Source organism: Halomonas alkalisoli (genome assembly GCF_021412585.1).
Classification (GTDB): domain Bacteria; phylum Pseudomonadota; class Gammaproteobacteria; order Pseudomonadales; family Halomonadaceae; genus Halomonas; species Halomonas alkalisoli.
In genome coordinates this window covers 33,824-58,367 of record NZ_JAKCMI010000015.1, presented here as the reverse complement: position 1 = coordinate 58,367, position 24,544 = coordinate 33,824, and the positions used below count along the sequence as shown (strand labels likewise).

At 65.1% G+C, this 24,544-nt stretch carries 20 protein-coding genes; 7 read left to right on the top strand and 13 right to left on the bottom strand.

Translation table 11 applies throughout. The features are described from left to right. Window positions 1-47: 47 nt before the first annotated feature. The 3 genes from LY622_RS04195 (at window position 48) to LY622_RS04185 (ending at window position 4,911) form a co-directional block, all read left to right on the top strand. The gene (locus LY622_RS04195) at window positions 48-926 is read left to right on the top strand and encodes a polysaccharide lyase (RefSeq protein ID WP_234289739.1); all 879 of its coding nucleotides are present in this window, start codon (window positions 48-50) and stop codon (window positions 924-926) included. Between the two features lie 170 nt (window positions 927-1,096). Then, on the top strand, window positions 1,097-2,230 hold the full coding sequence (locus LY622_RS04190; protein ID WP_234289738.1) for an alginate lyase family protein: 1,134 nt from the start codon (window positions 1,097-1,099) through the stop codon (window positions 2,228-2,230). A gap of 92 nt (window positions 2,231-2,322) precedes the next feature. Next, a complete protein-coding gene (locus LY622_RS04185) occupies window positions 2,323-4,911 on the top strand; it encodes a tetratricopeptide repeat protein (RefSeq protein WP_234289737.1) in 2,589 nt (862 codons plus the stop codon). 157 nt (window positions 4,912-5,068) lie between these two features. Here LY622_RS04185 and LY622_RS04180 read toward each other — a convergent pair whose 3' ends face one another. The 11 genes from LY622_RS04180 to LY622_RS04130 form a co-directional block, all read right to left on the bottom strand. Then, window positions 5,069-6,367 carry an adenylosuccinate synthase gene (locus LY622_RS04180; protein WP_234289736.1) on the bottom strand — a complete coding sequence of 433 codons (1,299 nt, stop codon included), beginning with the start codon at window positions 6,365-6,367 and terminating at the stop codon, window positions 5,069-5,071. 102 nt (window positions 6,368-6,469) lie between these two features. Further along, window positions 6,470-7,645, bottom strand: coding sequence for an ATP phosphoribosyltransferase regulatory subunit (locus tag LY622_RS04175; protein ID WP_234279334.1), 1,176 nt, complete (start codon window positions 7,643-7,645; stop codon window positions 6,470-6,472). A 177-nt stretch (window positions 7,646-7,822) separates the two neighbouring features. Further along, window positions 7,823-8,728, bottom strand: coding sequence for a protease modulator HflC (gene hflC, locus LY622_RS04170; protein ID WP_234289735.1), 906 nt, complete (start codon window positions 8,726-8,728; stop codon window positions 7,823-7,825). Further along, a complete protein-coding gene (gene hflK / locus LY622_RS04165; protein ID WP_234289734.1) occupies window positions 8,729-9,961 on the bottom strand; it encodes an FtsH protease activity modulator HflK in 1,233 nt (410 codons plus the stop codon). Between the two features lie 140 nt (window positions 9,962-10,101). Next, window positions 10,102-11,424 carry a ribosome rescue GTPase HflX gene (hflX, locus tag LY622_RS04160; RefSeq protein WP_234289733.1) on the bottom strand — a complete coding sequence of 441 codons (1,323 nt, stop codon included), beginning with the start codon at window positions 11,422-11,424 and terminating at the stop codon, window positions 10,102-10,104. Between the two features lie 9 nt (window positions 11,425-11,433). Next, window positions 11,434-11,685 (bottom strand): RNA chaperone Hfq, encoded by a 252-nt coding sequence (gene hfq, locus LY622_RS04155; RefSeq protein ID WP_066445437.1) that lies wholly within the window; start codon window positions 11,683-11,685, stop codon window positions 11,434-11,436. 89 nt (window positions 11,686-11,774) lie between these two features. Beyond that, the gene (gene miaA, locus LY622_RS04150) at window positions 11,775-12,725 is read right to left on the bottom strand and encodes a tRNA (adenosine(37)-N6)-dimethylallyltransferase MiaA (RefSeq protein ID WP_234289802.1); all 951 of its coding nucleotides are present in this window, start codon (window positions 12,723-12,725) and stop codon (window positions 11,775-11,777) included. Window positions 12,726-12,735: 10 nt separating this feature from the next. Continuing rightward, complete coding sequence (mutL, locus tag LY622_RS04145; protein ID WP_234289732.1) at window positions 12,736-14,733, bottom strand: DNA mismatch repair endonuclease MutL; 1,998 nt, start codon at window positions 14,731-14,733, stop codon at window positions 12,736-12,738. After that, a complete protein-coding gene (locus LY622_RS04140; RefSeq protein ID WP_234289731.1) occupies window positions 14,730-16,232 on the bottom strand; it encodes an N-acetylmuramoyl-L-alanine amidase in 1,503 nt (500 codons plus the stop codon). Before LY622_RS04140 ends, mutL begins: the two co-directional genes overlap by 4 nt. Then, on the bottom strand, window positions 16,232-16,732 hold the full coding sequence (tsaE, locus tag LY622_RS04135) for a tRNA (adenosine(37)-N6)-threonylcarbamoyltransferase complex ATPase subunit type 1 TsaE (protein WP_234289730.1): 501 nt from the start codon (window positions 16,730-16,732) through the stop codon (window positions 16,232-16,234). Before tsaE ends, LY622_RS04140 begins: the two co-directional genes overlap by 1 nt. Further along, the gene (locus LY622_RS04130; protein WP_234289729.1) at window positions 16,713-18,278 is read right to left on the bottom strand and encodes an NAD(P)H-hydrate dehydratase; all 1,566 of its coding nucleotides are present in this window, start codon (window positions 18,276-18,278) and stop codon (window positions 16,713-16,715) included. Before LY622_RS04130 ends, tsaE begins: the two co-directional genes overlap by 20 nt. A gap of 101 nt (window positions 18,279-18,379) precedes the next feature. Between LY622_RS04130 and queG the strand changes: the two genes are divergently transcribed. Then, window positions 18,380-19,483: a tRNA epoxyqueuosine(34) reductase QueG gene (queG, locus tag LY622_RS04125; protein ID WP_234289728.1), complete on the top strand. Its 1,104-nt coding sequence runs from the start codon at window positions 18,380-18,382 to the stop codon at window positions 19,481-19,483. A 221-nt stretch (window positions 19,484-19,704) separates the two neighbouring features. Here the strand turns inward: queG and orn are convergent, their stop codons facing one another. Then, window positions 19,705-20,289, bottom strand: a complete 585-nt coding sequence (orn, locus tag LY622_RS04120; protein WP_234289727.1) for an oligoribonuclease — start codon at window positions 20,287-20,289, stop codon at window positions 19,705-19,707. An 85-nt stretch (window positions 20,290-20,374) separates the two neighbouring features. Between orn and rsgA the strand changes: the two genes are divergently transcribed. From rsgA to asd, 3 genes are all read left to right on the top strand, one after another. Then, window positions 20,375-21,409, top strand: coding sequence for a small ribosomal subunit biogenesis GTPase RsgA (gene rsgA, locus LY622_RS04115; RefSeq protein WP_234289726.1), 1,035 nt, complete (start codon window positions 20,375-20,377; stop codon window positions 21,407-21,409). 51 nt (window positions 21,410-21,460) lie between these two features. Continuing rightward, complete coding sequence (locus LY622_RS04110) at window positions 21,461-22,291, top strand: sulfurtransferase (protein ID WP_234289725.1); 831 nt, start codon at window positions 21,461-21,463, stop codon at window positions 22,289-22,291. Between the two features lie 236 nt (window positions 22,292-22,527). Beyond that, window positions 22,528-23,376 carry an archaetidylserine decarboxylase gene (gene asd / locus LY622_RS04105; protein WP_234289801.1) on the top strand — a complete coding sequence of 283 codons (849 nt, stop codon included), beginning with the start codon at window positions 22,528-22,530 and terminating at the stop codon, window positions 23,374-23,376. A 139-nt stretch (window positions 23,377-23,515) separates the two neighbouring features. Here the strand turns inward: asd and epmA are convergent, their stop codons facing one another. Then, complete coding sequence (gene epmA / locus LY622_RS04100; protein ID WP_234289724.1) at window positions 23,516-24,502, bottom strand: EF-P lysine aminoacylase EpmA; 987 nt, start codon at window positions 24,500-24,502, stop codon at window positions 23,516-23,518. Window positions 24,503-24,544 lie beyond the last annotated feature (42 nt).

Genomic DNA, 24,544 nt, shown 5'->3' with positions numbered 1-24,544 from the left:
ACATGCCTGCGGCGGACAGCGCCGCGGCCAAACGACAAGGTGACAGTATGCCTCCGACGAGACGACTCACGAACCGGCGCCATGCCGGCCCCCTGCTGGCCACCCTGATCGCCCTGCCCGCATCGCCGGCGTTTTCTGAAGAGGTCGATGAAGCCTCTGTGGGCGTACCCCAGGTCGAGGCTTGCTCCCAGCGCTACCCGCAGATCGACTCTCCCCGGCCCAGCCACGCGGCCAATGGCCACGAAGCCATCCGCGAAGGCTTCGACACCCACCGACACTGGGGCACCGAGGAGAACGTCGAACGACTCGGTGCCGGGCACACTGACCTGGGCGAACCCGGCTTGCGAGTGCATTACCCGGCCGGCACCTCCTCGCCTGGGGAAGACCCTCTCGGCGGCGCGGGCTTCTACAGCGAGCCGCCGGCTCTCGCTGGCGCCGAACAGGCCTGCATGAGTTATCAGGTGCGCTTCGCGCCAGATTTCGATTTCGTTCAAGGGGGCAAGCTGCCCGGCCTGTTCGGCGGCGAGGCGCCCTCGGGTGGCGAGAGCGCGGATGGAGAAAACGGGTTCTCACTGCGCCTGATGTGGCGCGAGCATGGCCAGGGTGAGCTCTATCCCTATGTGGTCGGCCACGAGGGAGCGTCAGTCGGTCGCGGCTCCTGGCACTTCCCGGTGGGGCAATGGGTGACGATAGAACAGGAAGTCATCCTCAACGACCCGGGCAGGGAGAACGGCGTTGCGCGAATCTGGATCGACGGCCGCCCGGTACTCGAGCAGCGCGATATCACCTACCGCACCACGTCGTCCCTGACCATCGACGGACTGATGTTCTCGACCTTCTTTGGAGGCACCGGCGAAGGCTGGCGAACGCCCCGTGATCAACATGTCGACTTCGCCGCCTTTCGCTTCTATGCCCCTGCGCCATGAGGGCAACACGAGTCATGACTATCGAGGGAGGCTCTCCAACCATGCACGACGCAAGGCAGTTCTGGCCGCAGTTTCATTCATTACTGCGTCTGATTCTGGTACTCCTCATAACCGGAGCATGGATCAGTGCCAGTCCCGCGAGCGCAGACACGCTCTCGCGAGAGGAGCGCATGGAACTCGACCTCTCGGAATACCGGGTCAACGATTCCGATGCCGGCTATTTCGATGTGTCGGCTCGCATGGAACTGCTCAGCGAGACCAATAACGCAATCTTGCTTCAGCAGATCGATGAGCTGAAATCTCAAGCGCCGAGTTGCCGGCAACTATTGAACTACAAGCCCATCACGACGCGAGGTAGTATCCCGGGCTATTATCCCAACCCCGAGGAGTGGGAGCTCACCACCGAGCCGCTGTTCCTGTTCGAGGACAGCGTCTCGATGCTGGCAGGTGCCTTTGTTGCCAGTGGAGATAGCTACTACGCGGAATGCTTGGTGAGTTTCCTCGCTCATTGGGCTGACGCCAAGGCATTGACCACGTTTCGCTACGACCCGAATGATCCTCAAGCCTGGTTCGCCTCCGAGTCGATGCTTTTTGCGGCTGCCATGGCCTATGCAACCGTGCGGCCATCTATCGAAGGGATGGACGAAGAGCGTGAGGAGGTCGAGTCCTGGCTCCAGGGACTCGCGATGCAGCACTCGGCAATTCCCGGCCAGCCCGGCGAGAGTTGTTGTAACAACCACTTCTATCGTAGGGCGCTCTACGCGAGCATGATCGGCGTGCTTACCGATAACGACGATCTCTTTCGTTTTGGTGTCAGTGCAATCTATTCGGCCTTGCACGACATGACCGAAGAGGGTGCGCTGCCTCACGAAATTTCCCGTGGCCGCCGTGCCACTCACTACCAGAACTATGCCCTGCTCTATCTGGTGACCAATATGGAGGTCATCGCTCGCCAAGGCTATGACATCTTCAACCTGGAGGTTGAAGGCAGCACCATTCACAAGGCCATCGATTATTTCTTCACCGTTCTGGATGACCCTGTAAAGCTGGGGGATGAGGTACCTCTTGAGCAGTATAGGGGGTTTACCCGGGACCCCCAGTACTTCACCTGGCTTGAAATCTATCTGACGCGTTTCGAACTTTCTCAAGCAGAGAGCTTCGCGCAAAGAGTGCGCCCCCTCTACAACCGCAGCGCGGGCGGGTACATGACACTCTATTTCATGCCCCCCGAAGGGCAGGACCAACCGTTCATGGACGATAGGCGGCGCCGGACCGAGGCCTTCCAAGGCCTGAACATACAGTAACTACCGGCGTCGCACGCAATCCAAGGTGGATGATTATGGCAATACACACGACTACTAAGCGCAGTACCTCAAAATTGGGATTCACCGCCTCGGTGACCTTCGTTGCCTTGCTGACCGGCTGCGCCATGACCCAGGAACCGCCCGGTATGGACCATGTCCGTGCCGTCCCGGCCGAGTATGCGGGCTGGTTCGATAGTGGCACCGAGGCTGGCGTCGACGGGAATGACTGGGCGGCGATCAATCACAGTCAGTCGCTAATCGAGCAGGGTCGTTATGACGAAGCGATCAATCACCTTGATGCACTCATGGCGCGCGACATCCTGCCCGCATACTATGAAATGGGCAAGCTTTATGAGCGCGGCGAAGGTGTCGAAGAAGATCCCGCCAAGGCCGCCAGTTATTATGGAAAGGCGCTGGAGCTTCCCTCTTCCGTCCGCGGCAACACCTCGTTGAATCTCGCTCGGCTTTATCAGGAAGGCCGCGGGGTCGAACGCAACGATGTGCTGGCCTACCACCTGCTCAGGCAGGCAGTCGACGCCAACCTCAACCGCGGTGCCGAAGTCCGCCTAGCCAGGCTGCTCTCCGAAGGGGGTGACGGGGTGCCGGCCGACCCCGAGCTCGCCCGCGAGCTCTATGCCGAGGCCGCAGAAGAGGGAGAGGAGAGAGCATTACACGCCCTGTCCGAGGCCTATGCCCCGGGTGGCTGGCTGAAAGAAGATCCCGCCCGTGCCATGGACTATGCCCAGCGCTATGCCGAGGTACTCGAGGCACGTGCCCGGGAGGGAGACACCGGCGCCATGCTCCAGCTCGCCTCCCTGCATGCCTCGGACGGCCAGCTGGGCGACCAACCCGACCAGCGCCTGCACTGGCTGCGCCAGGCCGCCGATGCAGGAGATCAGGATGCCCTGGCTCAGGCGGGCCGGGCCATGCTGGAGACCGGCGACTTCAACCAGGGCGTCGAACTGCTCGAAGAGTCCGCCCGTCGGGGCGATAGAGACGCCATGGTCCATCTCGGCAGTGCCCTGCTCGAACCCGAAACGGGCCGGCCGGAGCCGGTGCGCGCCGAACGCTGGCTGCGTGAGGCAATCGAGTCGGGTTCGGTTGACGCCCAGGTCATCCTCGGCCGGGCGCTGGTTGAAGGCCAGGGAGTTCTCAACGATCTTCCCCGTGGCATGGGACTGCTCGAACGGGCTGCCGAACAGAATCATCCCCTGGCCCTGGCCCAGCTAGGCTCCCTCTATCTGGACGACGAACGGCTCGCCAGCCAGCCCTACATCGCCATCGACTATCTCGAGCGTGGCCACGAGGCGGGCCACCCCTGGGCCACCCAGCAGCTGGGCGCCGCCTATCTGGAAGGACGCGGCGTACCGGCCGATGGCCACCGCGGCGAAGAACTGCTTCGCAACGCTGCCGACCAGGGCCAGGCCGGAGCCATGCGCCTCCTGGGGGTCGCCTACCTGGAAGGGGAGACACTGCCCTTCCATCCCAGCCGCGGCGAAGAACTCCTGCAGGCGGCGGCCCAGTCCGGGGACACCACCGCCCTGACCCAGCTTGGCGAGGCCTACCTGGAGGGGCCGCTGGACGGGCAGGATCCGAGGCGCGCCGTTGAGATGCTGATGGAAGCGGCCAATCAGGGCGACGGCTATGCGATGGTCGTCCTGGGCAGGGCCTATCGCCATGGCAACGGGGTGGAGCCGGACCTCGACCAGGCGACCCTCTGGCTGACCCGCGCCCAGGAGACAGGACATGAGTCCGCCGATGATGCCCTCACCTACGTGCAACGGGATCGTGGCGCTCAGGGTGATATCAATGCCCTGATCAGCGCGGCCGAGGACGGCCACCCCGGCGCCATGGCCGATCTGGGACGCGCCTACCTGAATGGCCAGGGAATCGGCCAGGACCGTGAGCAGGCCCGCTATTGGCTGGAGCGTGCTCACGGAGAAGGCCATGCCGGTGCCGCCGCCAGCCTGGGCCGGATGTATATGGACGACGGCAACATGTCGGCAGGCATCGACTACCTGGAGGCCGCGGTCGCCAGAGGACACGGCGGCGCCCAGGGCGACCTGGGTGAGGCCTACCTGTTGGGGGAGCACGTCGAGCAGGATGTCGAGCGAGGCCTGGAGTACCTGACCAATTCCGCCAACTCGGGCAACCCCCATTCCGCTCATCTGTTGGGCCAGGCCTACCTGCAAGGGGAAGGCGTCGAGCAGAACAGCGAAGAAGCAGAGCGCTGGCTGGAACAGGCGAGCGATGGCGGCAGCCTCGCGGCTAGTGCCAGCCTGGGGCGTGCCAAGCTACGCGGCGAGGGTGCCATCGCCCAGGATATCGAACGCGGCTACGAGCTGCTGGATGAGGCCGCCGGACAGGGCGATACCGGGGCCCAGGCCACGCTTGGCCGCGAATACCTTCGCGGTGAGATCCTGGAGGAGGACCGGCAGAAAGGGGCCGACTACCTGGTTGAAGCCGCCAGCGCAGGCCATTCCAGCGCACGCCTGGCTCTCGCCGAAGCCTACCTCTCATCACGCGGCCTGCAGCATGCCAATCAAGAGCAGGCACTGCTATGGCTGGATGACGTCCTCGAAAGCGAGGGCCAGCTTGCCGCCGAGACCCTGCGCCAGTTGCTGACCGATGACAGCGCCGCTGACGCGGCGGTTGAGGTAGATGTCAGTGCAGCTGATTGAGATCTCTGTGAAGAACGCCAGTCGAGGAGATTCGTAAGAAGCTTGAACTGGGCACAAAAAAGCAACAAGCCGGCCTGGGCCGACTTGTTGCTTCTATTTCGATACTCTATTTCGGCATTCTAATTCGGCATCATCCTTCGATGCCGACCAGGCCTGGCTACTCGCCGTCGAACGGGTTGCGCAGCACGATGGTCTCGTTGCGATCCGGACCGGTGGAGATGATGTCGATGGAGGTGCCCACCCTCTCCTCCAGGAAACTGATATAGGAACGGGCATTGGCCGGCAGATCCTCCACCCGCCGGACCCCGAGGGTCGATTCGCTCCAGCCCGGCAGGTCCTCGTAGACCGGTTCGAGGGCTTCGTAGCCTTCGGAATCCACCGGCGTGTCGAGCACCTCGCCATCCTTGCCGCGATAGCCGACGCAGACCCGGATATTTTCCAGGCCATCCAGCACATCCAGCTTGGTCAGGCAGATGCCGGAGACCGAGTTGATCTGCACGGCGTGCCGCAGGGCGACGGCATCGAACCAGCCACAGCGACGCGGGCGCCCGGTGGTGGCGCCGAACTCGTGACCGCGCTCGGCCAGGTGGCGGCCATGCTCGTCGAAGAGCTCCGTGGGAAAGGGTCCTGAGCCGACACGGGTGGTGTAGGCCTTGGTGATGCCCAGCACGTAATCGAGGTAGAGCGGCCCCACGCCGGAACCGGTGGCGGTGCCACCGGCGGTGGTATTGGAGCTGGTGACGAAGGGGTAGGTACCGTGGTCGATATCGAGCAGTGAACCCTGCGCGCCTTCGAAGAGGATATTCTCCCCGGCTCGGCGAAGCTCATGCACCAGGCCCACGGTGTCGCAGACCATGGGGCGCAGCTCCTCGACCATGATCATGGCTTCGTCGAGCACCTGCTGGAAGTCCACCGCCTGCTCGCCGTGATAGTTCACCAGCACGAAGTTGTGGTAGTCCAGGACCTCGCCCAGCTTGGAGGCAAAGCGCTCGCGATGGAGCATGTCACCCAGGCGCAGGCCGCGGCGCGCGACCTTGTCCTCATAGGCGGGGCCGATACCGCGACCGGTGGTGCCGATCTTGGCGACGCCACGCGCCTTCTCCCGTGCCAGGTCGAGACGGACATGGTAAGGCAGGATCAGCGGGCAGGCGGGAGACAGGCGCAGCCGTTCGCGTACCGGAACCCCCTTCGCCTCGAGCTCGCGGATCTCCTTGATCAAGGCTTCCGGCGACAGCACCACGCCGTTGCCGATGACACAGGTCTTGTCCTTGCGCAGGATACCGGAAGGGATCAGGTGGAGAACGGTCTTCTCACCGTCGATGACCAGGGTATGGCCAGCATTGTGCCCCCCCTGGAAACGCACCACTGCAGAAGCGGATTCGGTCAGCAGGTCGACGACCTTGCCCTTGCCCTCGTCTCCCCACTGCGTGCCCAGTACGACTACGTTCTTGCCCATTGTGATCTCGTCTCTCGTGTCGGCGCCCCCACTGGGGCGCGTCCATGATCCGGCCCGCGGGCCGCGTTCGGTGACCGGCCCGCATTGCCGGTGTGGTCAAGCCTAAAGTGCCACTATCTGCCAGTGACCATCGCTGTCATCCAGCCGACGGTTGCAGCGATGTGCCTCGGGAGCGGTGACCTGGCCCGGCAAGGCCTGTACCACGCGCTCGCCTTGCTCACGCAGTGCTGCGATGGCTTCGCCGACGCCCTCTCCCCGGGCCGGAGCCCAGATGCCATCACAGGCCGGCTCGCTCTGTACCAGGCTGGCCAGCAGCTTGAGATCCATGGAGAAGCCGGTCGCCGGTCGCGCACGACCGAAGGCCCTTCCGGTGTCATCATAGCGTCCGCCCTTGGCCAGCGCCTGGCCATAGCCGGGCACGAAGGCGGCAAACATCATGCCCGTGTGATAACGGTAGCCCCGTAGCTCGGCAAGATCGAAATAGAGGTCGACCTGAGGGTGGGCATCCCGCACACCCTGGTACAGCGCGCTCAACTGAGCCAGCGCCTCCGTTACCGCAACCGGAGCGCCGGCAAAGCGATCGCGGGCCTCATCCAGCACCTCCGGACCACCGTGCAGCTCACCCAGCGCCATGAGCATTGCCGCCAATGCCGGATCCGACACGCTGGCACCGACCTGCTCCGACAGAGCGCCGGGAGACTTCAGCTCGAGTGCTTCAAACAGCGCCCGCTCCTGATCGCGATCGAGCTCGGCCGCCTCGACCAGGCTGCGGTAGATCCCGATATGTCCCAGGGCCAGGTGCAGCTCCTCGGCGCCCGCCAACCTGAGACTGGTCAACGCCAGCAGCAGAATCTCAAGGTCGGCTTCCAGGCCAGCATGACCGAAAAGCTCGACGCCGACCTGTACCGGGCTGCGTCCACCCTGATGCTGGTCGGCCTTGGCGCGCAGCACATTGGTGCAGTAACAGAGCCTGGCAGGCCCCTGGTGTCGCATCGAGTGGGCATCCATTCGTGCCACCTGGGGTGTCACGTCGGCACTGACCCCCATCATCCGACCGGTCAACTGGTCGGTCAGCTTGAAGGTCTGCAGATCGAGGTCGGTGCCCGTACCGGTCAGCAGGGAGTCGAGAAACTCCACCGGTGGCGGCATTACCTGATCGTAGCCCCAGCAGTGGTAGAGATCGAGCAGCGCCCGGCGCAGCTCTTCCATGCGGCTCGCCTGAGGCGGCAGCACTTCGTCCATGCCGTCGGGCAAGAGCCAGCGGTCAGCAATGGTCATGTTGTCAATCCTGCAAGACGATTGGGAGCGGGGCGAAAAGCGTTGCATTGCCAAAGAATGCCCACAAAAAAACCGGGCCACGCCCGGTTCAAGGATTCTATCACGTTTGACGGCGGGTTGAACCCCGCGCGGTGGTAGCGGCAAGGCGACCCGCGCTCGGACCGCCTTGCCCTGGGCTTATTCCGGCAACAGGCTGTTGGCCGCCGGCCCGCGATTCTCCGAACTCTTCAGATAGCGGAAGAAGTCGCTGGAGGGATCCAGCACCAGCATGTTGCCGTCGCCCTGGAAGCTCTCCCGGTAGGCGCTGAGGCTACGCCAGAAGGTGAAGAACTCCTGATCCTGGCTATACGCCTCGGAGAAGATACCCGCCGCTTCGGCATCGCCTTCACCGCGCAGCGTTTCGGCACGCTCAGTAGCCTGCGCCAGAAGCACCTGGCGACGGCGATCGGCGTTGGCGCGAATACGCTCGGCCTCTTCCTGACCCTGGGCGCGCCACTCGCGGGCCTCCCGCTCACGCTCGGAGCGCATGCGATCATAGACCGCCGCCGATACGTCTTCCGGCAGGTCGATCCGCTTGACCCGAATATCGAGTATCGAGACCCCGAGCTCGTCACGCATCAGCGCATCGAGATCCTCGGTGGGCCGGATCATCAGGTCGTCGCGGCGCTCGGCGATGATCTGCTGAAGGTCCAGGCGACCGAACTCGTTACGCAGGCTCTCGTCGACCCGCGGCTGGATCAGGCGGATCGCCATCAGCTCGTCGCCGGCTGTCGCCTCATAGTAACGGGTCGGGTTGACCACCTGCCACTTGACGAAAGAGTCGACAATCACCGCCTTCTGCTCGAGGGTCAGATAGCGGCTGGTATCGGTATCCAGCGTCAGTACGCGGGTATCGAACTTGCGTATGGTCTGGGTGATCGGCACCTTGAAGTGCAGGCCCGGCTGGATGTTCTCCTCGATGACCTCACCGAAGCGCAGCTTGACGGCACGCTCGGTCTCGTCGACCACGTAGAGAGTGTTACTGGCAAGCCAGGCCGCGGCAGCCAGGGTTCCCACGATAATCAGTGAACGATTATTGATCATTTAGCGGCCCTCCCTGCGGATACCACTGTTGCTGCCACCGCCCTGCGAGGAGGAGGTGGTACGGAGCCGCTCGAGGACGCGCGGATCCAGCTCGCCGCTCTCGCCACGGGCGCCGTCGCCATCGCCTTCGCCGCTGCGGGTGCCGCCGGGACGCTGGTCGAGAGGCAGATACATCAACGGTGTCTCGTCGCTGACGTCCACCAGCACCTTCGCCGTGCTGCCGAACACCTCGCTCATCGTATCCAGGTAGAGGCGCTCACGCATGATGTCCGGCGCATTGCGGTACTGGACCAGCAGTGCATTGAAGCGGTTGGCCTGACCCTGGGCCTCGGCAACCACCGACTCACGATACCCCTGGCCCTGCTCGACCAGGCGCTGTGCCTGACCCTGAGCGGCAGGAATGATGGCGTTGGCGTAGGCCATGCCCTCGTTGATGGTCCGCTGACGATCCTCGCGGGCCCGGATCACGTCATCGAAGGCGTCGATGACCGGTCCCGGCGCCGAGGTCGACTCGATGTTGATGGTCTGCAGACGAATACCCGTGCCATAGCTGTCCAGGTAGGACTGCAGGCGGCTGGCAACGGAGCTACCAAGAATTTCACGCCCGGAGGTGAGGATCTCGATCATGTCGGTGCCGCCGACCACGTGACGCAGTGCGGAATCCAGCGCATTTTCGATCGACAGCTGGGGGTTGCGCACGTTGAGCACGAAGTCGCGCGGGTTGTTGACCTGGTACTGCGCCGAGATCTCGACCTCGACGATATTCTCGTCGCGGGTCAGCATCGCCTGGGACTGGGTCAGTGAGCGAACCCGGGTCACGTTGACCATGCGCACATCATCGATCAGGGGCGGATTCCAGTGCAGGCCGGGGGTGACCACGTCCTGGAACTTGCCGAAGCGCAGCACCACGCCACGCTCTGCCTGGTCGACCAGGTAGAAGCCCGAGGCCCCCCAGATCGCCAGGGCGATGACGAGCAGCAGGCCGGGCAGCGCCAGGGTGTTGCGCGGCTTGCCGCCCCCCCCCTTGCCGCCCCGGCCACCGCCACCCTTGCCGCCGCGGCCGCCCAGCATGCTGTTGAGCTTGTCCTGAAATTTCTTCAGGGCCTCATCCAGGTCGGGTGGCCCCTGGTTGCCGCCACGGTTACCGCCGCCGCCGTTACCACCGCCGCGTCGGCCCCCTCCGCTCCAGGGGTCATTCTGGTTGCCACCGCCACCAGGCTCATTCCAAGCCATACGTCGTCTCCACTCTGCGTTGCCTCCCCGCCACCCTCGTCCGGGTGGTGGGGGAGTCGGTTGCCATCCTGTCGTCGGCGCCTAGGCGCCTGGCTATTCTGTTATGGGGAAGCCGGTCCATCTGGCCAGACAGCCTGAGGCTATCTGCCCTCCCATACCGGACGTTCGCACAGTTCGGAAGGAAGGTAATCCTCGGCCCGCTCGCCCAGCCGTGACATCAGCTGCAGGAAGTCGCGCCGGGGGAGTCTCACTTTGAGTTCCACCCTGCCTTCCGGTTCCTCGAAATGCTCTTCCCTGACGGCGCCGAGTTCGTGCAAGCCCGCCCTCAGCCGGCCCTGTTCCGGCGAAAGGGTCAGGGAAAAATCGATCACGTCGTCGGCGAGGCACTCCGAAAGCGCCTCACCCAGCAACTCGAGCCCCCGGCCCTCCTGTGCCGACAACCAGACCACCTCGGGGCGGCCGTTGCCGTCACGCTCGATTCGCGGCGCACTGCCGAGCAGGTCGATCTTGTTCATCACCTTGAGCATCGGCACGTCCAGGGCGCCGATCTCATTCAGCACGCCCTCGACCTCGCTGATATTGCGCTCGCGATCGGGGTCTGCCGCATCGATGACATGTACCAGCAACGCCGCCTCGGCGGCCTCCTGAAGGGTGGCCTGAAACGCCTCCACCAGCTTGTGCGGCAGGTGTCGGATGAAGCCGACGGTATCGGCCAGTACCACCGGGCCCACATCGCCGATTTCCAGGCGCCTCAGCGTCGGATCGAGGGTAGCGAACAGCTGATCGGCCGTATAGACCTTGGATTCGGTCAACGCATTGAACAGCGTCGACTTGCCGGCGTTGGTGTAGCCGACCAGCGAAACGCTGGGTATCTCCGCCCGGGCACGGGCACGACGATTCTGGGCGCGCTGACTACGCACCTTGTCGAGTCGTTTGTGGATCGCCTTGATGCGCGCTCTCAACAGGCGCCGGTCGGTCTCCAGCTGGGTCTCACCGGGACCACGCAGGCCGATGCCGCCCTTCTGTCGTTCCAGGTGAGTCCAGCCGCGCACCAGCCGGGTGGACATGTACTCCAGTTGTGCCAGCTCGACCTGCAGCTTGCCTTCATGGGTACGCGCCCGCTGGGCGAAGATATCGAGGATGAGCCCCGTGCGATCCAGCACACGGCACTTGAGCACCTGCTCGAGATTACGCTCCTGCGAAGGACTCAGGGCATGGTTGAAGATCACCAGTTCTGCGCCGTGCACACTCAGCGTTTCACGCAGCTCTTCGACCTTGCCGCTACCGATGAAGGTACGCGAATCCGGCCGATGCCGACTGCCACTCAGTAGAGTGGCCGGCTCGGCACCAGCAGAACGCACCAGCTCCAGGAATTCACCCGGATCCTCGCGCTCGCGCTCATCCTGAAAGTCCACATGAACCAATACTGCCGTTTCGCCGGCATCGGGACGTTCAAAAAACAATCAATATCCTCACACGTTGCTTTCCGGCTGAGCCGCGGGATCCTGCGGCGGCAAACGCACATTGCGCGATGGCACCACGGTGGAAATGGCATGCTTGTATACCATCTGGCTGACGGTATTGCGCAGCAGTATGACGAACTGATCGAATGACTCGATCTGTCCCTGCAGCTTGATGCCGTTGACCAGGAAAATCGACACCGGAATGCGCTCCTTGCGCAGGATATTCAGGTACGGGTCTTGAAGGGATTGCCCTTTGGACATGCTACCTCTCCCTAAAACGTTCTCATGAGGGGTGGAAGTTGTGTTCTTGCTCGGCTGGTCACCCGGCCAATCGGAGCCAACATCTTACGCTAAGAGCCGAATTCGCGCACGAGTTTCAGGATCTCACTCAACGCATCGTTACCCTGGGTATCAATCCAGTGTAGCCCCGGCCAGCCGCGCAACCAGGTCAATTGACGCTTGGCCAGTTGCCGCGTTGCAACGATGGTGCGCTGGCGCAGCTGCTCGATATCACCCTCGCCATCGAGCTTACCATCGAGATAGTCCCATACCTGACGATAGCCCACACTCTTCATGGAGGGCAGCTCGGCGTGGAGGTCACCACGGGCACGCAGCGCCACCACTTCCTCGATCAAGCCGGCCTCCAGCATCGCATCGAAGCGTTCGGCAATGCGCTCATGCAGGATACGCCGCTCGAGTGGCGTGACTCCTATCGACAACACCTTCCACGGGAAGGTTTCAGGACGTTGCCGCCGCCAGAGCTCGGTGAGGGTCATGTTGCTGGCGCGATAGACCTCCATGGCTCGCATCAGGCGCTGCGGATCGTTGGGGTGAATGCGTCGTGCGGACTCCGGATCGATACGGCTCAGCGCCTCGTGCAGCGCGGTGAGTCCGTCCCGCTCGACCTCCCGCAGCAGCTCCGCACGTATTGCCGGGTCGGCCGGCGGCAGGTTGGCCACGCCCTCGAGCAGGCGCTTGGCGTACATCATGGTGCCGCCCACCAGCAGCGGCACCCGGCCCGCTGCGGTGATTTGTCGCATCTCGCGCAGTGCGTCATCGCGGAAATCCGCCGCCGAATAGGGCTCGGACGGGTCGCGAATGTCGATCAGGCGGTGCGGCGCCCGGGCAAGCTCCTGGGACGAGGGCTTGGCGCTGCCGATATCCATGCCGCGGTAGACCATGGCCGAATCCATGCTGACCAGGTCACACCCGAGGCGCTCATGCAGCGTCATGGCCAGGTCGGTCTTGCCGGCGGCGGTGGGACCCATCAGAAGGATGGCGGGGGGGCGGGTATCTGGCAGTGACAAGGAGCTACTGTCCTCTCATAAAGAGCCGGTCGAGGTCCTTCATGCTCATCTCGGTCCAGGTGGGACGGCCGTGATTGCACTGGCCACTGCGCTCGGTGCGCTCCATGTCACGCAGCAATGCGTTCATTTCCGCGATCGTCAGCCGCCGGTTGGCTCGCACGCTGCCATGGCAGGCCATGGTGGCCAACAGCTCGTTGACATGCGCCTCCAGCCGATCGGACCGGCCGTAGCGCTCCAGGTCGCTCAGCATGTCGCGAATCAACGGCTCGACATCGGCATCCATCAGCAGCGCCGGTACCTGGCGTACCAGCAGGGTCTCGGGGCCGGCCACATCGAGTTCCACGCCCAGGCGGGAGAAGGCGTCGCGCTCGGCCTCCGCGGTGGAGACTTCCGCGGCGCTGGCCGCCAGCGACACCGGCACCAGCAGCGGCTGGGCCTGCAATCCACCATCATCCCCGGCATCACCGTGCACCTGATGCTTCATGCGCTCGTAGACGATGCGCTCATGGGCGGCATGCATGTCCACGATCATCAGGCCGCGCTCCGTCTCGGAGAGGATATAGACACCATGCAGCTGGGCAATGGCGTAGCCCAGCGGCGGCGCCCGGGTGGCATCCTCCTCGGGCAGCGTTGGCCGCGCCGGCAGGGGCTCGTTTCCGGCAACCGCGGGCTGGCGCTCGGCCAGGGCCGCGCCACCACCGGCGTCTGGCGCCGCCGGCTGGGGGGTGAGCAGGCTCTCCTCATGTTCCGGATGCAGCGCCCGATAGCCATTCATGAAGGCCCGCACGCGATCCGGCGTCACCCGCTCGCCGTCGCCACCAGTCTGAGCGTGCAGCGCCATGGGCTGCTGTTGCCAGCGCCCGCCGCTTTCACGGACCTCGTGCCCGGCCGGGCTCGCCTCGTCGCTCGCCGACATGCCCTCGGCCACGTCGGCGGCACGATCGCCCTGCTCGCCGGGGCGCGCCTCGGCCAGGGCCCGATGCAGGCTCGAGAAGAGGAAATCATGCACCATGCGGCCGTCGCGGAAACGTACCTCATGCTTGGTGGGATGAACATTGACGTCCACCACCGCGGGGTCGACCTCGAGATAGAGCACGAACACGGGATGGCGGCCATGAAACAGTACGTCCCGATAGGCCTGGCGTATGGCGTGGGCCACCAGGCGGTCGCGCACCACCCGGCCGTTGACGAAGAAATACTGCTGATCGGCCTGGGCCCGGGAATGGGTAGGCAAGCCGACCCATCCCCATAGCCTGAGGCTGCCGGCCTCAAGATCCAGGTGCAGGGCGTTGTCGAGAAAACCCTTGCCGAGCAAGGCACTGATACGCCGCTCGCGAGCCGCCGCATCCGGGCTGGCAGGCAGCTGATGCACGGTCTTCTGGTTATGCCTGAGGACCCAGGCAATATCGAAACGCGACAGCGCCAGGCGACGAAACGCCTCCTCCACGTGGCCGTACTCGGTCTTCTCGGTACGCAGGAACTTGCGCCGCGCCGGCGTATTGAAGAACAGGTCGCGCACCGTCAGGGAGGTCCCGCGGGGATGCGGTGCCGGCGTGACCCGCGGCTCCATCTGGCGGCCCTCGGCGACCACGCGCCAGCCGTTGCGGGGGTCGTCGTCGACGTTGGCCATCAATTCCAGGCGCGATACCGAGCTGATCGAGGCCAGCGCCTCGCCGCGAAAGCCCAGGCTGGCCACACCCTCGAGATCTTCCAGTGACGCGATCTTGCTGGTGGCGTGACGCGACAGGGCCAGCGGCAGGTCCTCCTCGCCGATACCGCAGCCATCGTCACGCACTCGAATCAGCCGGGTACCGCCCGCCTCGAGCTCCACCTCGATCCGTCGACTGCCGGCGTCGATGGCATTCTCGACCAGCTCCTTGACCACCGACGCCGGACGCTCGACCACTTCCCCCGCGGCGATCTGGTTGGCCAGCCGCGGGTCGAGCACCCGTATGCGGCGCCCCTCGAGCGTTTCGTCAGCCATTTCGTCAGTCGTTGTCATGAGCGAGGAATCCTCAGCACCTGTCCGACGCGAATCACGTCTCCGTTGAGCTCGTTGGCCTGCTTGAGCTGCCCCACCGGGACGCCATGGCGTGCCGCAATCTGGGACAGGGTATCTCCCGGCTGGATGCGATACTCGTTGCCCGAGGGGCTGCGTTGATTGTCCCGCTGCCAGGCCAGCAGGCTGGCAGGCGGCGGGTTACGTCGAAAGTGTTCGGCCAGGCCCGCAAAGATCGACTCGGCCAGCTTCTGCTGGTGCCCCGAATCGCGCAGGCGTCGCTCCTCGTCGGGGTTGGAGATGAACCCCGTCTCGATCAGCAGCGACGGGATATCCGGTGACTTCAGCACCATGAAGCCCGCCTGCTCCACCCGCGAACGGTGCAACCGGTTGACCCGCCCCAGCTGATCCAGCACCTGGCCACCGATGGCCAGCGAATCGTTGAGCGTCGCGGTCATGGTGAGGTCGAGCAGCACGCCCCGCAACACCTCGTCCTTGTCGTTGAGCGAGAGGTTGCCATCCACGCCGCCGATCAGGTCGGCCTGGTTCTCGCTGGCCGCCAGCCACTGGGCGGTCTCGGAGGTGGCACCACGCTGGGAGAGGGCGTAGACCGAGCTGCCGCTCGGCCGGGGGCTGTTGAACGCATCGGCATGAATGGATACGAAGAAGTCGGCCTTCTGCTCCCGAGCGATACGGGTGCGCTGACGCAGGCCGATATAATAGTCCCCGTCGCGGATCATCACGGCTCGAAAGCCATCGGTGTCGTCCACCAGTCGCTGCAGCCGGCGACTGATCTCCATGACCACATCCTTCTCGCGGGTGCCGCCAGGCCCGATGGCACCCGGGTCCTCCCCTCCATGGCCGGGGTCGATGGCGATGATGATATCGCGGCGGGGGTGGGGGGCCGCAGGCTGGCTCGCGATGGCGCTTTCGGCATTCACCTCGGGCGAAGAACTCTCGGCCCTTTCGGCACGGCCGCGACTGGCGGCGATTTCCTGCTCCCGGATCATCGCCTCGATGGGATCGATCGGATTTTCCACGGCGCTTTCGCCCGGGTATTCCATGTCCACCACCAGGCGATGGCCATACTGGTCATTGGGCGGCAGCGTGAAATGGCGCGGCTCGACCGCACGGGAGAGCTCCAGCACCACCCGAAGGCCGTTGCCGTCCCGCACCCCACTGCGCACGGCAGTAATGGCACTGCCGTCCAGGTTCAACGAGGAAAGCTCGGTGTTGAGGCCGCTGTCATCGAGGTCGATAACCAGCCGCCGAGGGTCGTCGAGCAGGAAGATATCGGCCTCGGCATGGCCAGAGAGGTCGAAGACCAGGCGGGCATGGTCGGGAGCGGCCCAGAGACGCACATTGTCGACCTGTGCCGACTGCGCCAGCGGGGTGAGCAGCAACAGCGAACACAGCACTGCGAAGAGCGCGCAGCGCCGCAAGAGCACTGTGGCAAATGGCTCTCTCGAGCGAAATAGGGAAGGCAGGGATCGGGTCGTCATCACTGTTGTTCGCGTTCCTGCTCGATAATTACGTCGTCCTCGCCCATCTCCTGCGACAACGTCACCAGGACGGAGCGCCCCAGGTCGGAGAAGGCCTCCAGGCTGGCGGTACGTCCCGGATCACTCAGACTCAGGGTGATACACAAGTCCGGCTCCGGCAACCACCCCGCACCCCGGCTTGGCCACTCGACAATGCACAGGGCGTCGTCGGCGAACAAGTCGCGGCCGCCGATGAATTCCAGCTCCTCCGGGTCCCCCAGCCGATAGAGATCGAAATGGTAGAGACGCCTGCCACCGATTTCGTAAGGCTCCACCAGGGTGTAGGTCGGGCTCTTCACGGCCCCCTCGTGACCATGGGCGCGCAGGACACCGCGGGTGAGCGTGGTCTTGCCCGCCCCCAGCTCGCCCTCCAGATAGACGCGACCATGGCCGCCCAGAGCGCGCCCCAGGCGCCTGCCAAAGGCGACCTGGCGGTCTTCGTCATCGAGTCGCACGCGCATCATCGTCACCTGCCTGGGGATAGATACCAAAATTGGCCTCGGGGTTGATCAGACTCCGGGCATAGGATGCCAGATCGGCAGCCAGCAGACCACGCTCACCGCCGTCCCGGGCAGCCATGTCGGCCGCCATGGCATGCACGACCACGCCCAGCCTTGCGGCACTCTCCAGTGGTACCCCCTGGGCCAGCAACGCGCCCAGGATGCCCGAGAGGACATCGCCCATCCCCCCGGAGGCCATGCCAGGATTGCCATAGGGACAGACCGCCAGTCCCGTTGGCCCCGCCACCAGGGTGCCGGCACCCTTGAGTATGATCACCCCACCACGCTGGCGATGCAGTTCGGCCGCCGCCGCCGGCCGGTCCGCCTCCACCTCGTCGCCACTGATGCCGAGGAGGCGAGCGGCCTCGCCGGGATGCGGGGTCAGTATCCAGTCGTCTCGCCGCTCTTCGGGCCAGCGACCGGCCAGCAGGTTGAGGCCGTCGGCATCCACCACCAGAGGCAGTCCGGCCGACAGAGAGGCCTGGAGCATGCCCTGCCCCCAGGCGCCCTGCCCCAGCCCCGGCCCTACCACCACGATGTCGGCACGGGAAGGCAGGTCGCCGAGGTCGGCCGCTCCGCGCACGCCGTGAACCATGACCTCGGGGCGGTACATCAGGCAAGCCGACACATGCTCCGGCGCCGTGGCCAGGCTGATCTTGCCGGCGCCCAGCCGGGCGGCGGCCTCGCTGGCCAGCAGCGCCGCACCGCCGAAGCCGGGCGCCCCTCCCACCACCAGCACGTGCCCCATGCCCCCCTTGTGGGCATCTCGCGCCCGGGGCGGCAGCAGTGCCGGAATCAGATCACCGTTCAGCAGCCAGGCGGCGGGCGCCAGGTCCTGATGGGCGCCGGCATCGACGCCCAACGCCCGAAAATGCACTTCGCCGGCCAGATCGGGGGCGCGGCCGGTATGCAGGCCGATCTTGTCGCCAATAAAGGTGACCGTCCGAGTGGCCCGCACCGATACCCCAAGCACGGCCCCGGTATCCGCCGCCAGGCCCGAAGGGATATCGATGGCCAGCACCGGCAGGCCGCAGGCGTTGATGGCCGCTATGGCATCGAGGAAGTCACCGCGCACCTCACCGCCAAGGCCGGTACCCAGCAAGGCGTCGACCACCACCTCGCCGGTGAAGTCCAGGCCCGGCTGCCATGGCACTATGCCGACTCCTGCAGCCGTGGCCATTTCGGCGGCCCGTGCCGCGTCGCCCGCCAGGCTCTCGGGTGCCTTGAGCACGATGCGCTGGACGTCGAGCCCCGCCACCCCGGCAAGGGCAGCGAGCACGTGGCCGTCGCCGCCGTTGTTGCCGCCGCCGCACAGCACCGTGAGGCGCCGCACTCCCGGCCAGCGGGACTTGAGGCTCTGCCAGGCTGCGGTCGCCGCCCGCTGCATCAGGGCGAAGCCCTCGATACCCGCCTCAATGGTGCGGCGGTCGAGTTCCTGGACCTGGGCGGCCCGATACAGCGGCCTCAGCGTGGCCGAGGGTGTCTTGTCGCTATGGCTCGCGGACATCCGGTGTCTCCCCTGCAAAGGATGCTTTATCATGGGAGTGTAAGCTCAATGGCGCTTTCGCCAATCCCCCCAGCACGCATTTACCCGGTTTTTTCTCGATCATGACGCTTCCGGCAACCCTGGACGACAGCGACCTCGCCGCCCTGGCCGACACCATCAAGACCTGGGGCCGGGAGCTGGGCTTCCAGCAGGTGGGTATCACGGATGTCGACCTGGCTGACGACGAGCGCTACCTGCAGCGCTGGCTGGACGCCGGCCATCATGGCGAAATGGGCTTCATGGCCAAGCATGGCACCAAGCGCACTCGCCCGGAGGAGCTCATCCCCGGCACCATTCGGGTCGTCAGCGTCCGGCTCGACTACCTGCCCGCCGACGTGGAGAGCGCCAAGGTGCTGGGCCAGCCGGATACCGCCTACGTCTCGCGCTATGCCGTGGGCCGCGACTATCACAAGCTGATGCGCAAGCGCCTGACCACCCTGGCCAAATGGATCGAGGAGAAGGCAGGGCCGTATGGCTACCGCGCCTTCGTCGATTCCGCCCCGGTGATGGAACGGGCCCTGGCGCGCAAGGCGGGCCTCGGCTGGGTGGGCAAGAATGCCATGCTGCTCAACCCCAGGGCGGGCTCGCTGTTCTTTCTCGGCGAGCTTTACGTCGACCTGCCGCTGCCGGTGGATCCCCCCTTCGAGAGCGAACACTGCGGCAGCTGCAGTGCCTGCCGTACCGCCTGCCCCACCGGAGCCATCGTCGAGGACAAGGTGGTGGATGCCAGGGCCTGCATCTCCTATCTCACCATCGAGCTGTTCGGCGCCATCCCCGAGCACTACCGCGAGGCCATGGGCAACCGGGTGTTCGGCTGCGATGACTGCCAGCTGGTCTGCCCCTTCACCCGTTTCACCCGCGCGACCCACGAGGCGGACTTCGCCCCACGCCACGACCTGGACCGGGCCAGCCTGGTATCGCTATTCGCCTGGGGCGAGGGGGAGTTCCTGGAGAAGACCGCCGGCAGCCCGATCCGGCGCATCGGCTACGAGCGCTGGCTGCGCAACCTGGCGGTGGGCCTGGGCAACGCGCCCTGGAGCGAAACGGTGGAGGCCGCCCTGCGCGCCCGCCTCGCCTACCCTTCCGACCTGGTGCGCGAGCATGTGCGCTGGGCGCTCGGGCGGCAGCAGGAGAAGCGTGGCAGGCTGATTGCCAGCCAGGGCTAGAGTAAGTCAGAGCAAGACCTACGGTTTCGGCACAACCTAGCGACTCACCAGACCATCAGCCTTAGCTGAGAGAATCAGGACACCAACGCGAGCGGCGCTGGGGGCAGGACGAAGCGGAGGTCTTTTGCCATGGATGGCAAAAGTAGCGCCCAGGGATGGGTTCACAGCGCCTCCGCGAAGTCCTGTCGCCAGGAAAGCCGCGACGGAGAGCTACGAACTTCTCACCCCTGCTCATCCCTTTCACTTCCCGCCAGCCGTAGAAACGTATTGCGATAGTGTGCCAGCTCGGCCAGCGACTCACGAATATCGTCCAGCGCCTGATGCGTATTGCGCTTCTGAAAGCCGGCCAGGGCACCGGGGTTCCAGCGCTTGGCCAGTTCCTTCAGCGTCGAGACATCCAGGTTGCGGTAGTGGAAGAAGTCCAGCAGCTCCGGCATCTCCCGCTCCAGGAAGCGCCGGTCCTGGTGCACGCTGTTACCGCACATCGGCGACGAACCCGGGGCAACATGGGCCTTGAGAAAATCCAGGGTCTGTCGCTGGGCCTCGGCGGTATCGATCGTGCTTTCCTTCACCCTTGCCACCAGCCCCGACTCACCGTGGGTCTTCTGGTTCCAGTCGTCCATCGCCGCCAGCAAGGCCTCGGGCTGATGGACGGCAAGCACAGGGCCTTCGGCGATCAGGTTCAAGTCACCATCGGTGATCAGGGTGGCCACCTCGATAATGCGCTCGCGCTCCGGATCAAGCCCGGTCATTTCGAGATCGATCCACACCAGCAGATCCTGGCGCGGTTCAGTGGATTCATTCATGGGCAGCTCCAGAAAAGCGGGCACAGCAGGACACGCCGGGCCACGCTGGTTACAATGCCATCATTGTAACTATCTTCGGGTGCCCATGAGCAAACGCAAGTTGAGCCGCCAGCAACGCTGGCGTATCGAGAAGGTCCAGGCCGAACGCGCTCGCCGCTCCGAGCAGCGCGACGCTCAGGATTCCCGAAAGCTGGCCGCCGGCGAATACGGCCCCGAGCAGCCCGGCCGCGTCATCGCCCACTTCGGGCGCACCCTGGACGTTCGCGGCGATGGCGGCGGTGACCCGGTGCGCTGTCACCTGCGTGCCAACCTCGAAGGCCTGGTCACCGGCGACAGGGTCGTCTGGCGCGCCGCCCAGGACAGCAGCGGCAATGTCGTGGACGGTGTCGTGGTAGCCCGCTCCGAGCGACAGAACGTGCTGGAGCGGCCCGATGCCCGAGGCCAGCTCAAGCCCGTCGCCGCCAATATCGATCAGATCCTTATCGTCTTCGCCGTGGAGCCCGCGCCCCACCCCAACCTGATCGACCGCTACCTGGTGGCCGCCGAGGCAACCGGCATCGCGCCGGTACTGGTGCTCAACAAGATCGACCTGCTGCCGGAGGGTGGCGGCGAGCTGACGGCACTGCTCCACCGCTACGAGACCCTGGGCTATTCCGTGGTGACATCCACAACGGCCCGGGAAGACGGCCTGGAGGCGCTGCATGCCTGCCTGGCGGAACGCACCTCGGTCTTCGTCGGGCAGAGCGGCGTGGGCAAGTCGTCGCTCATCGACCGCCTGCTCCCGGATGAGGAACTCCGCATCGGGGCGCTGTCGAAGGATTCACGCAAGGGCACCCACACCACCACCACGGCACGCCTCTATGACCTGCCCACTGCCGAGAAGGCCGAGTTGATCGACTCACCCGGCATTCGTGAATTCGGGCTGGTCCACCTGGACGAACAGCAGGTCGCCGAAGGCTTCATCGAGTTCCGCGACCTGCTGGGGCACTGTCGCTTCCGCGATTGCCGCCACCGACAGGAGCCGGGGTGCGCCCTGCTCGAAGCCGTGGAGCGCGGCGAAGTACACCCGGAACGCTTTGCCAGTTATCGCCGCATCGTCGAGAGTCTCAACGAGACCTGAGCTTTCGGCATGGCTAAGGTAGAGTGATGACACGACCAGGAGGAGAGCACCATGAGTTCCGAAGAGAATCTGCTGCCGCTGATCGTCGAACCCGAACAGCTTGCCGAGCACCTGGACGATCCTCAGCTGCTGATCATCGACGTACCACTGAAGGCCGAGAGCCACGACCAGGGGCACGTTCCCGGCGCCGTGTTTCTCGACTTCCGCAAGCTCATGCGTGGCGAAGGCGAGGTGCCCTGCGAGGTGCCCAGCGTCGATACGCTCTCCCGTCTCTTCTCGGAGCTGGGCCTGACCCGCGACACCCATGTGGTGGCCTATGACGATGAAGGCGGCGGCTGGGCCGGCCGCCTGCTGTGGACCCTGGAGCTGATCGGCCATACCCGCTACTCCTACCTCAACGGCGGCATACACGCCTGGCGCCAGGCTGGCCAATCCGTCTCCACCGAGCGCCGCACGCCCACTCCCAGCGAGTACGAGGCCGAGATCCTGAATCCCGAGGTGGCCATCGATCGCATCGAGCTGCAGGAGCGTCTCGGCGAGAAGGGCTTCGCCATCTGGGATGCCCGCTCGCCGGCTGAGTACCGCGGCGAGAAGGGAGAAAACCGCCAGCTTGGCCACATTCCCGGCGCGGTCAACATGGAGTGGACCGAGGCCATGGACAAGGAACGTGCACTGCGCATTCGCGACTACGCCGAGCTGATTACCGAACTGGAAGCACTGGGCCTGACCCCGGACATGGAAGTGGTCACCCACTGCCAGAGCCACCACCGCAGCGGCTTCACCTGGCTGGTGGGCAAGGCACTGGGCTTCGAGAAGATCCGCGGCTACGCCGGCTCCTGGAAGGAGTGGGGCAACCGCGACGATACGCCGATAGAAAAGTAAGCTACCAACCAATCCTTATTCGCAAGCCACTCGGGCAGGCAGTGAAGCGACCCTAGCGGAGCCGCTGGTGCAAGCGAGCCGAGTAGCGCAAATCGACAGGGATGTCGATTTAGGGCCGGCAAGAGGGACCTTGTTCCTGCTCGGCGCGTAACTCGGCTCGCGTGTACCAGGGTTTCGGAACCGATTGTCGCGAATCGCCTTGCCCGGGAGGCTTCAACCAAGCCCGACACGGAACCATTACCTTGTCTCTCGCCAAGTTCTTTGCCCTGATCCAGTACCCGATTCCCCACCACCTGCTCTCGCGACTGGTGGGTTGTCTTGCCGAATGCCGTGTCGCCTGGCTCAAGAATGCGCTGATCCGCGCCTTCATCAAGGTCTTCAAGGTGGACATGGGTGAGGCCGCCGAGCCCGACCCCACGGCCTACGCCACCTTCAACGACTTCTTCACCCGGGAACTGAAGCCGGAAGCCCGCCCCCTGGGCGAAGGGCTGCTCTCCCCCGCCGACGGCAACCTCTCCCAGTTCGGCCCCATCGAGGCGGACCGCCTGCTGCAGGCCAAGGGGCACCGCTTCTCGATGGTCGACCTGCTCGGCGGTGACGCCGAGGCCGCGCGACGTTACACCGGCGGCAGCTACGCCAATATCTACCTCTCGCCCAAGGACTATCATCGCGTACACATGCCGCTGGCCGGCACCCTGACCGAGATGGTCTATGTGCCGGGGCGGCTCTTCTCGGTCAACGCGGCCACGACGGAGCACGTGCCCAACCTGTTCGCCCGCAACGAGCGCCTGGTGTGCCACTTCGACACCGAACATGGGCCCATGGTGGTGGTGCTGGTGGGCGCCATGATCGTCGCCGCCATCGAGACGGTATGGGCCGGGCAGGTCACACCGCTCTCGGGCCAGGTGCAGCGCATCCGCTTCGACGAGCCGATTCACCTCGAGCGCGGCGCGGAGATGGGACGCTTCAAGCTCGGCTCCACGGTGGTGATGGCCTTCGCCGGCCAGGTCGATTTCGACGATGCGCTGGCGCCCAAGTCCAAGGTCGCCATGGGCCAGTCGCTGGGAGTGTTTAAAAACTCATAGCGAGGAGCTCCGAGGACAGGCCAAAGTGGAGGTCCGATGCCATGGATGGCATCGGTAGCGCCCAGGGAGGGGTTCACAGCGCCTCCTCGTCGGCCTGTCGTCGGATCAGCCCGAGCGGTCAAGCTTCTGTGATAGTTCTTCAGCAGCTCGGCGTAGCGAAGGCCATCACCTCCGCTACGCTCGCCCTGTCCAGGGCGAGCTGGATCAGCCGATCCATGCCCAGCGCCACGCCGCTGCCTGACGGCATGCCGTGCTCAAGCGCCGCCAGCAGCCGCCGGTCGATATCGACTTCCGTCAGTCCCAGGCGCTTCCGGGCGGCGTTGTCCTCGGCGAAGCGCGCGCGCTGCTCCTCGACATCCGTCAGCTCGTCGTAGCCGTTGGCGAGTTCCAGCCCTGCCAGGTAGACCTCGAAGCGCGATGCCACCCAGGCGCCGTCCTCGGGGTCACGATGGTGCCGGGCCAGGGCGGCCTGGGTCGCCGGGTAGTCCACTACCACGTCGAGCCCCTCCCGCCCCAGGCCTGGCTCGATCACCAGGCTCATCAGCAGGTCGAGGCAGTCGTCACGGGGCGCGTCCTCCATGTCGAGACCGCCGCGCTCGCCGGCGATTCGACGCAGAGCATCGAGCTCCACGGTGAAGGGATCGAATCCCAGCGCCTCCCGGAACAGCTCGCGGTAGCGCCGCCGGCGCAGTGGGCCCGTCTCATTCCCCAGTTCTGGGCCAAGCACGGCGCGGATCAGCGCTGTCGTCTCCCCGATCATCCCGTCGAGGGAGAAGCCCGGGCGGTACCACTCCAGCATGGTGAATTCGATGTTGTGGCGGCTGCCCACCTCGCCGTCACGAAAGCTGCGCGCCAGCTGGAAGATCGGCCCTGAGCCTGCGGCCAGCAGCCGCTTCATATGGAACTCGGGAGACGTCTGCAGCCATAGCCTTTCCTGCCCCGCCGGCGTGGTTGCCGTAAGCGACAGCGACGCCAGGTGCACATCGGTGCTGCCGCCGTGGCCCAGTACCGGTGTCTCCACCTCCAGCACATCCCGCTCGGCAAAGAACGCCCGCACCTCCCCCAGCAGCCGCGCCCGCTCGCGCAGCGTCTCGAGACTCGCCGTGGGTCGCCAGTCGGTTGTCATCACACCTTCTCCATAACGACGAAAGCCACGCGGGGAAAGCGT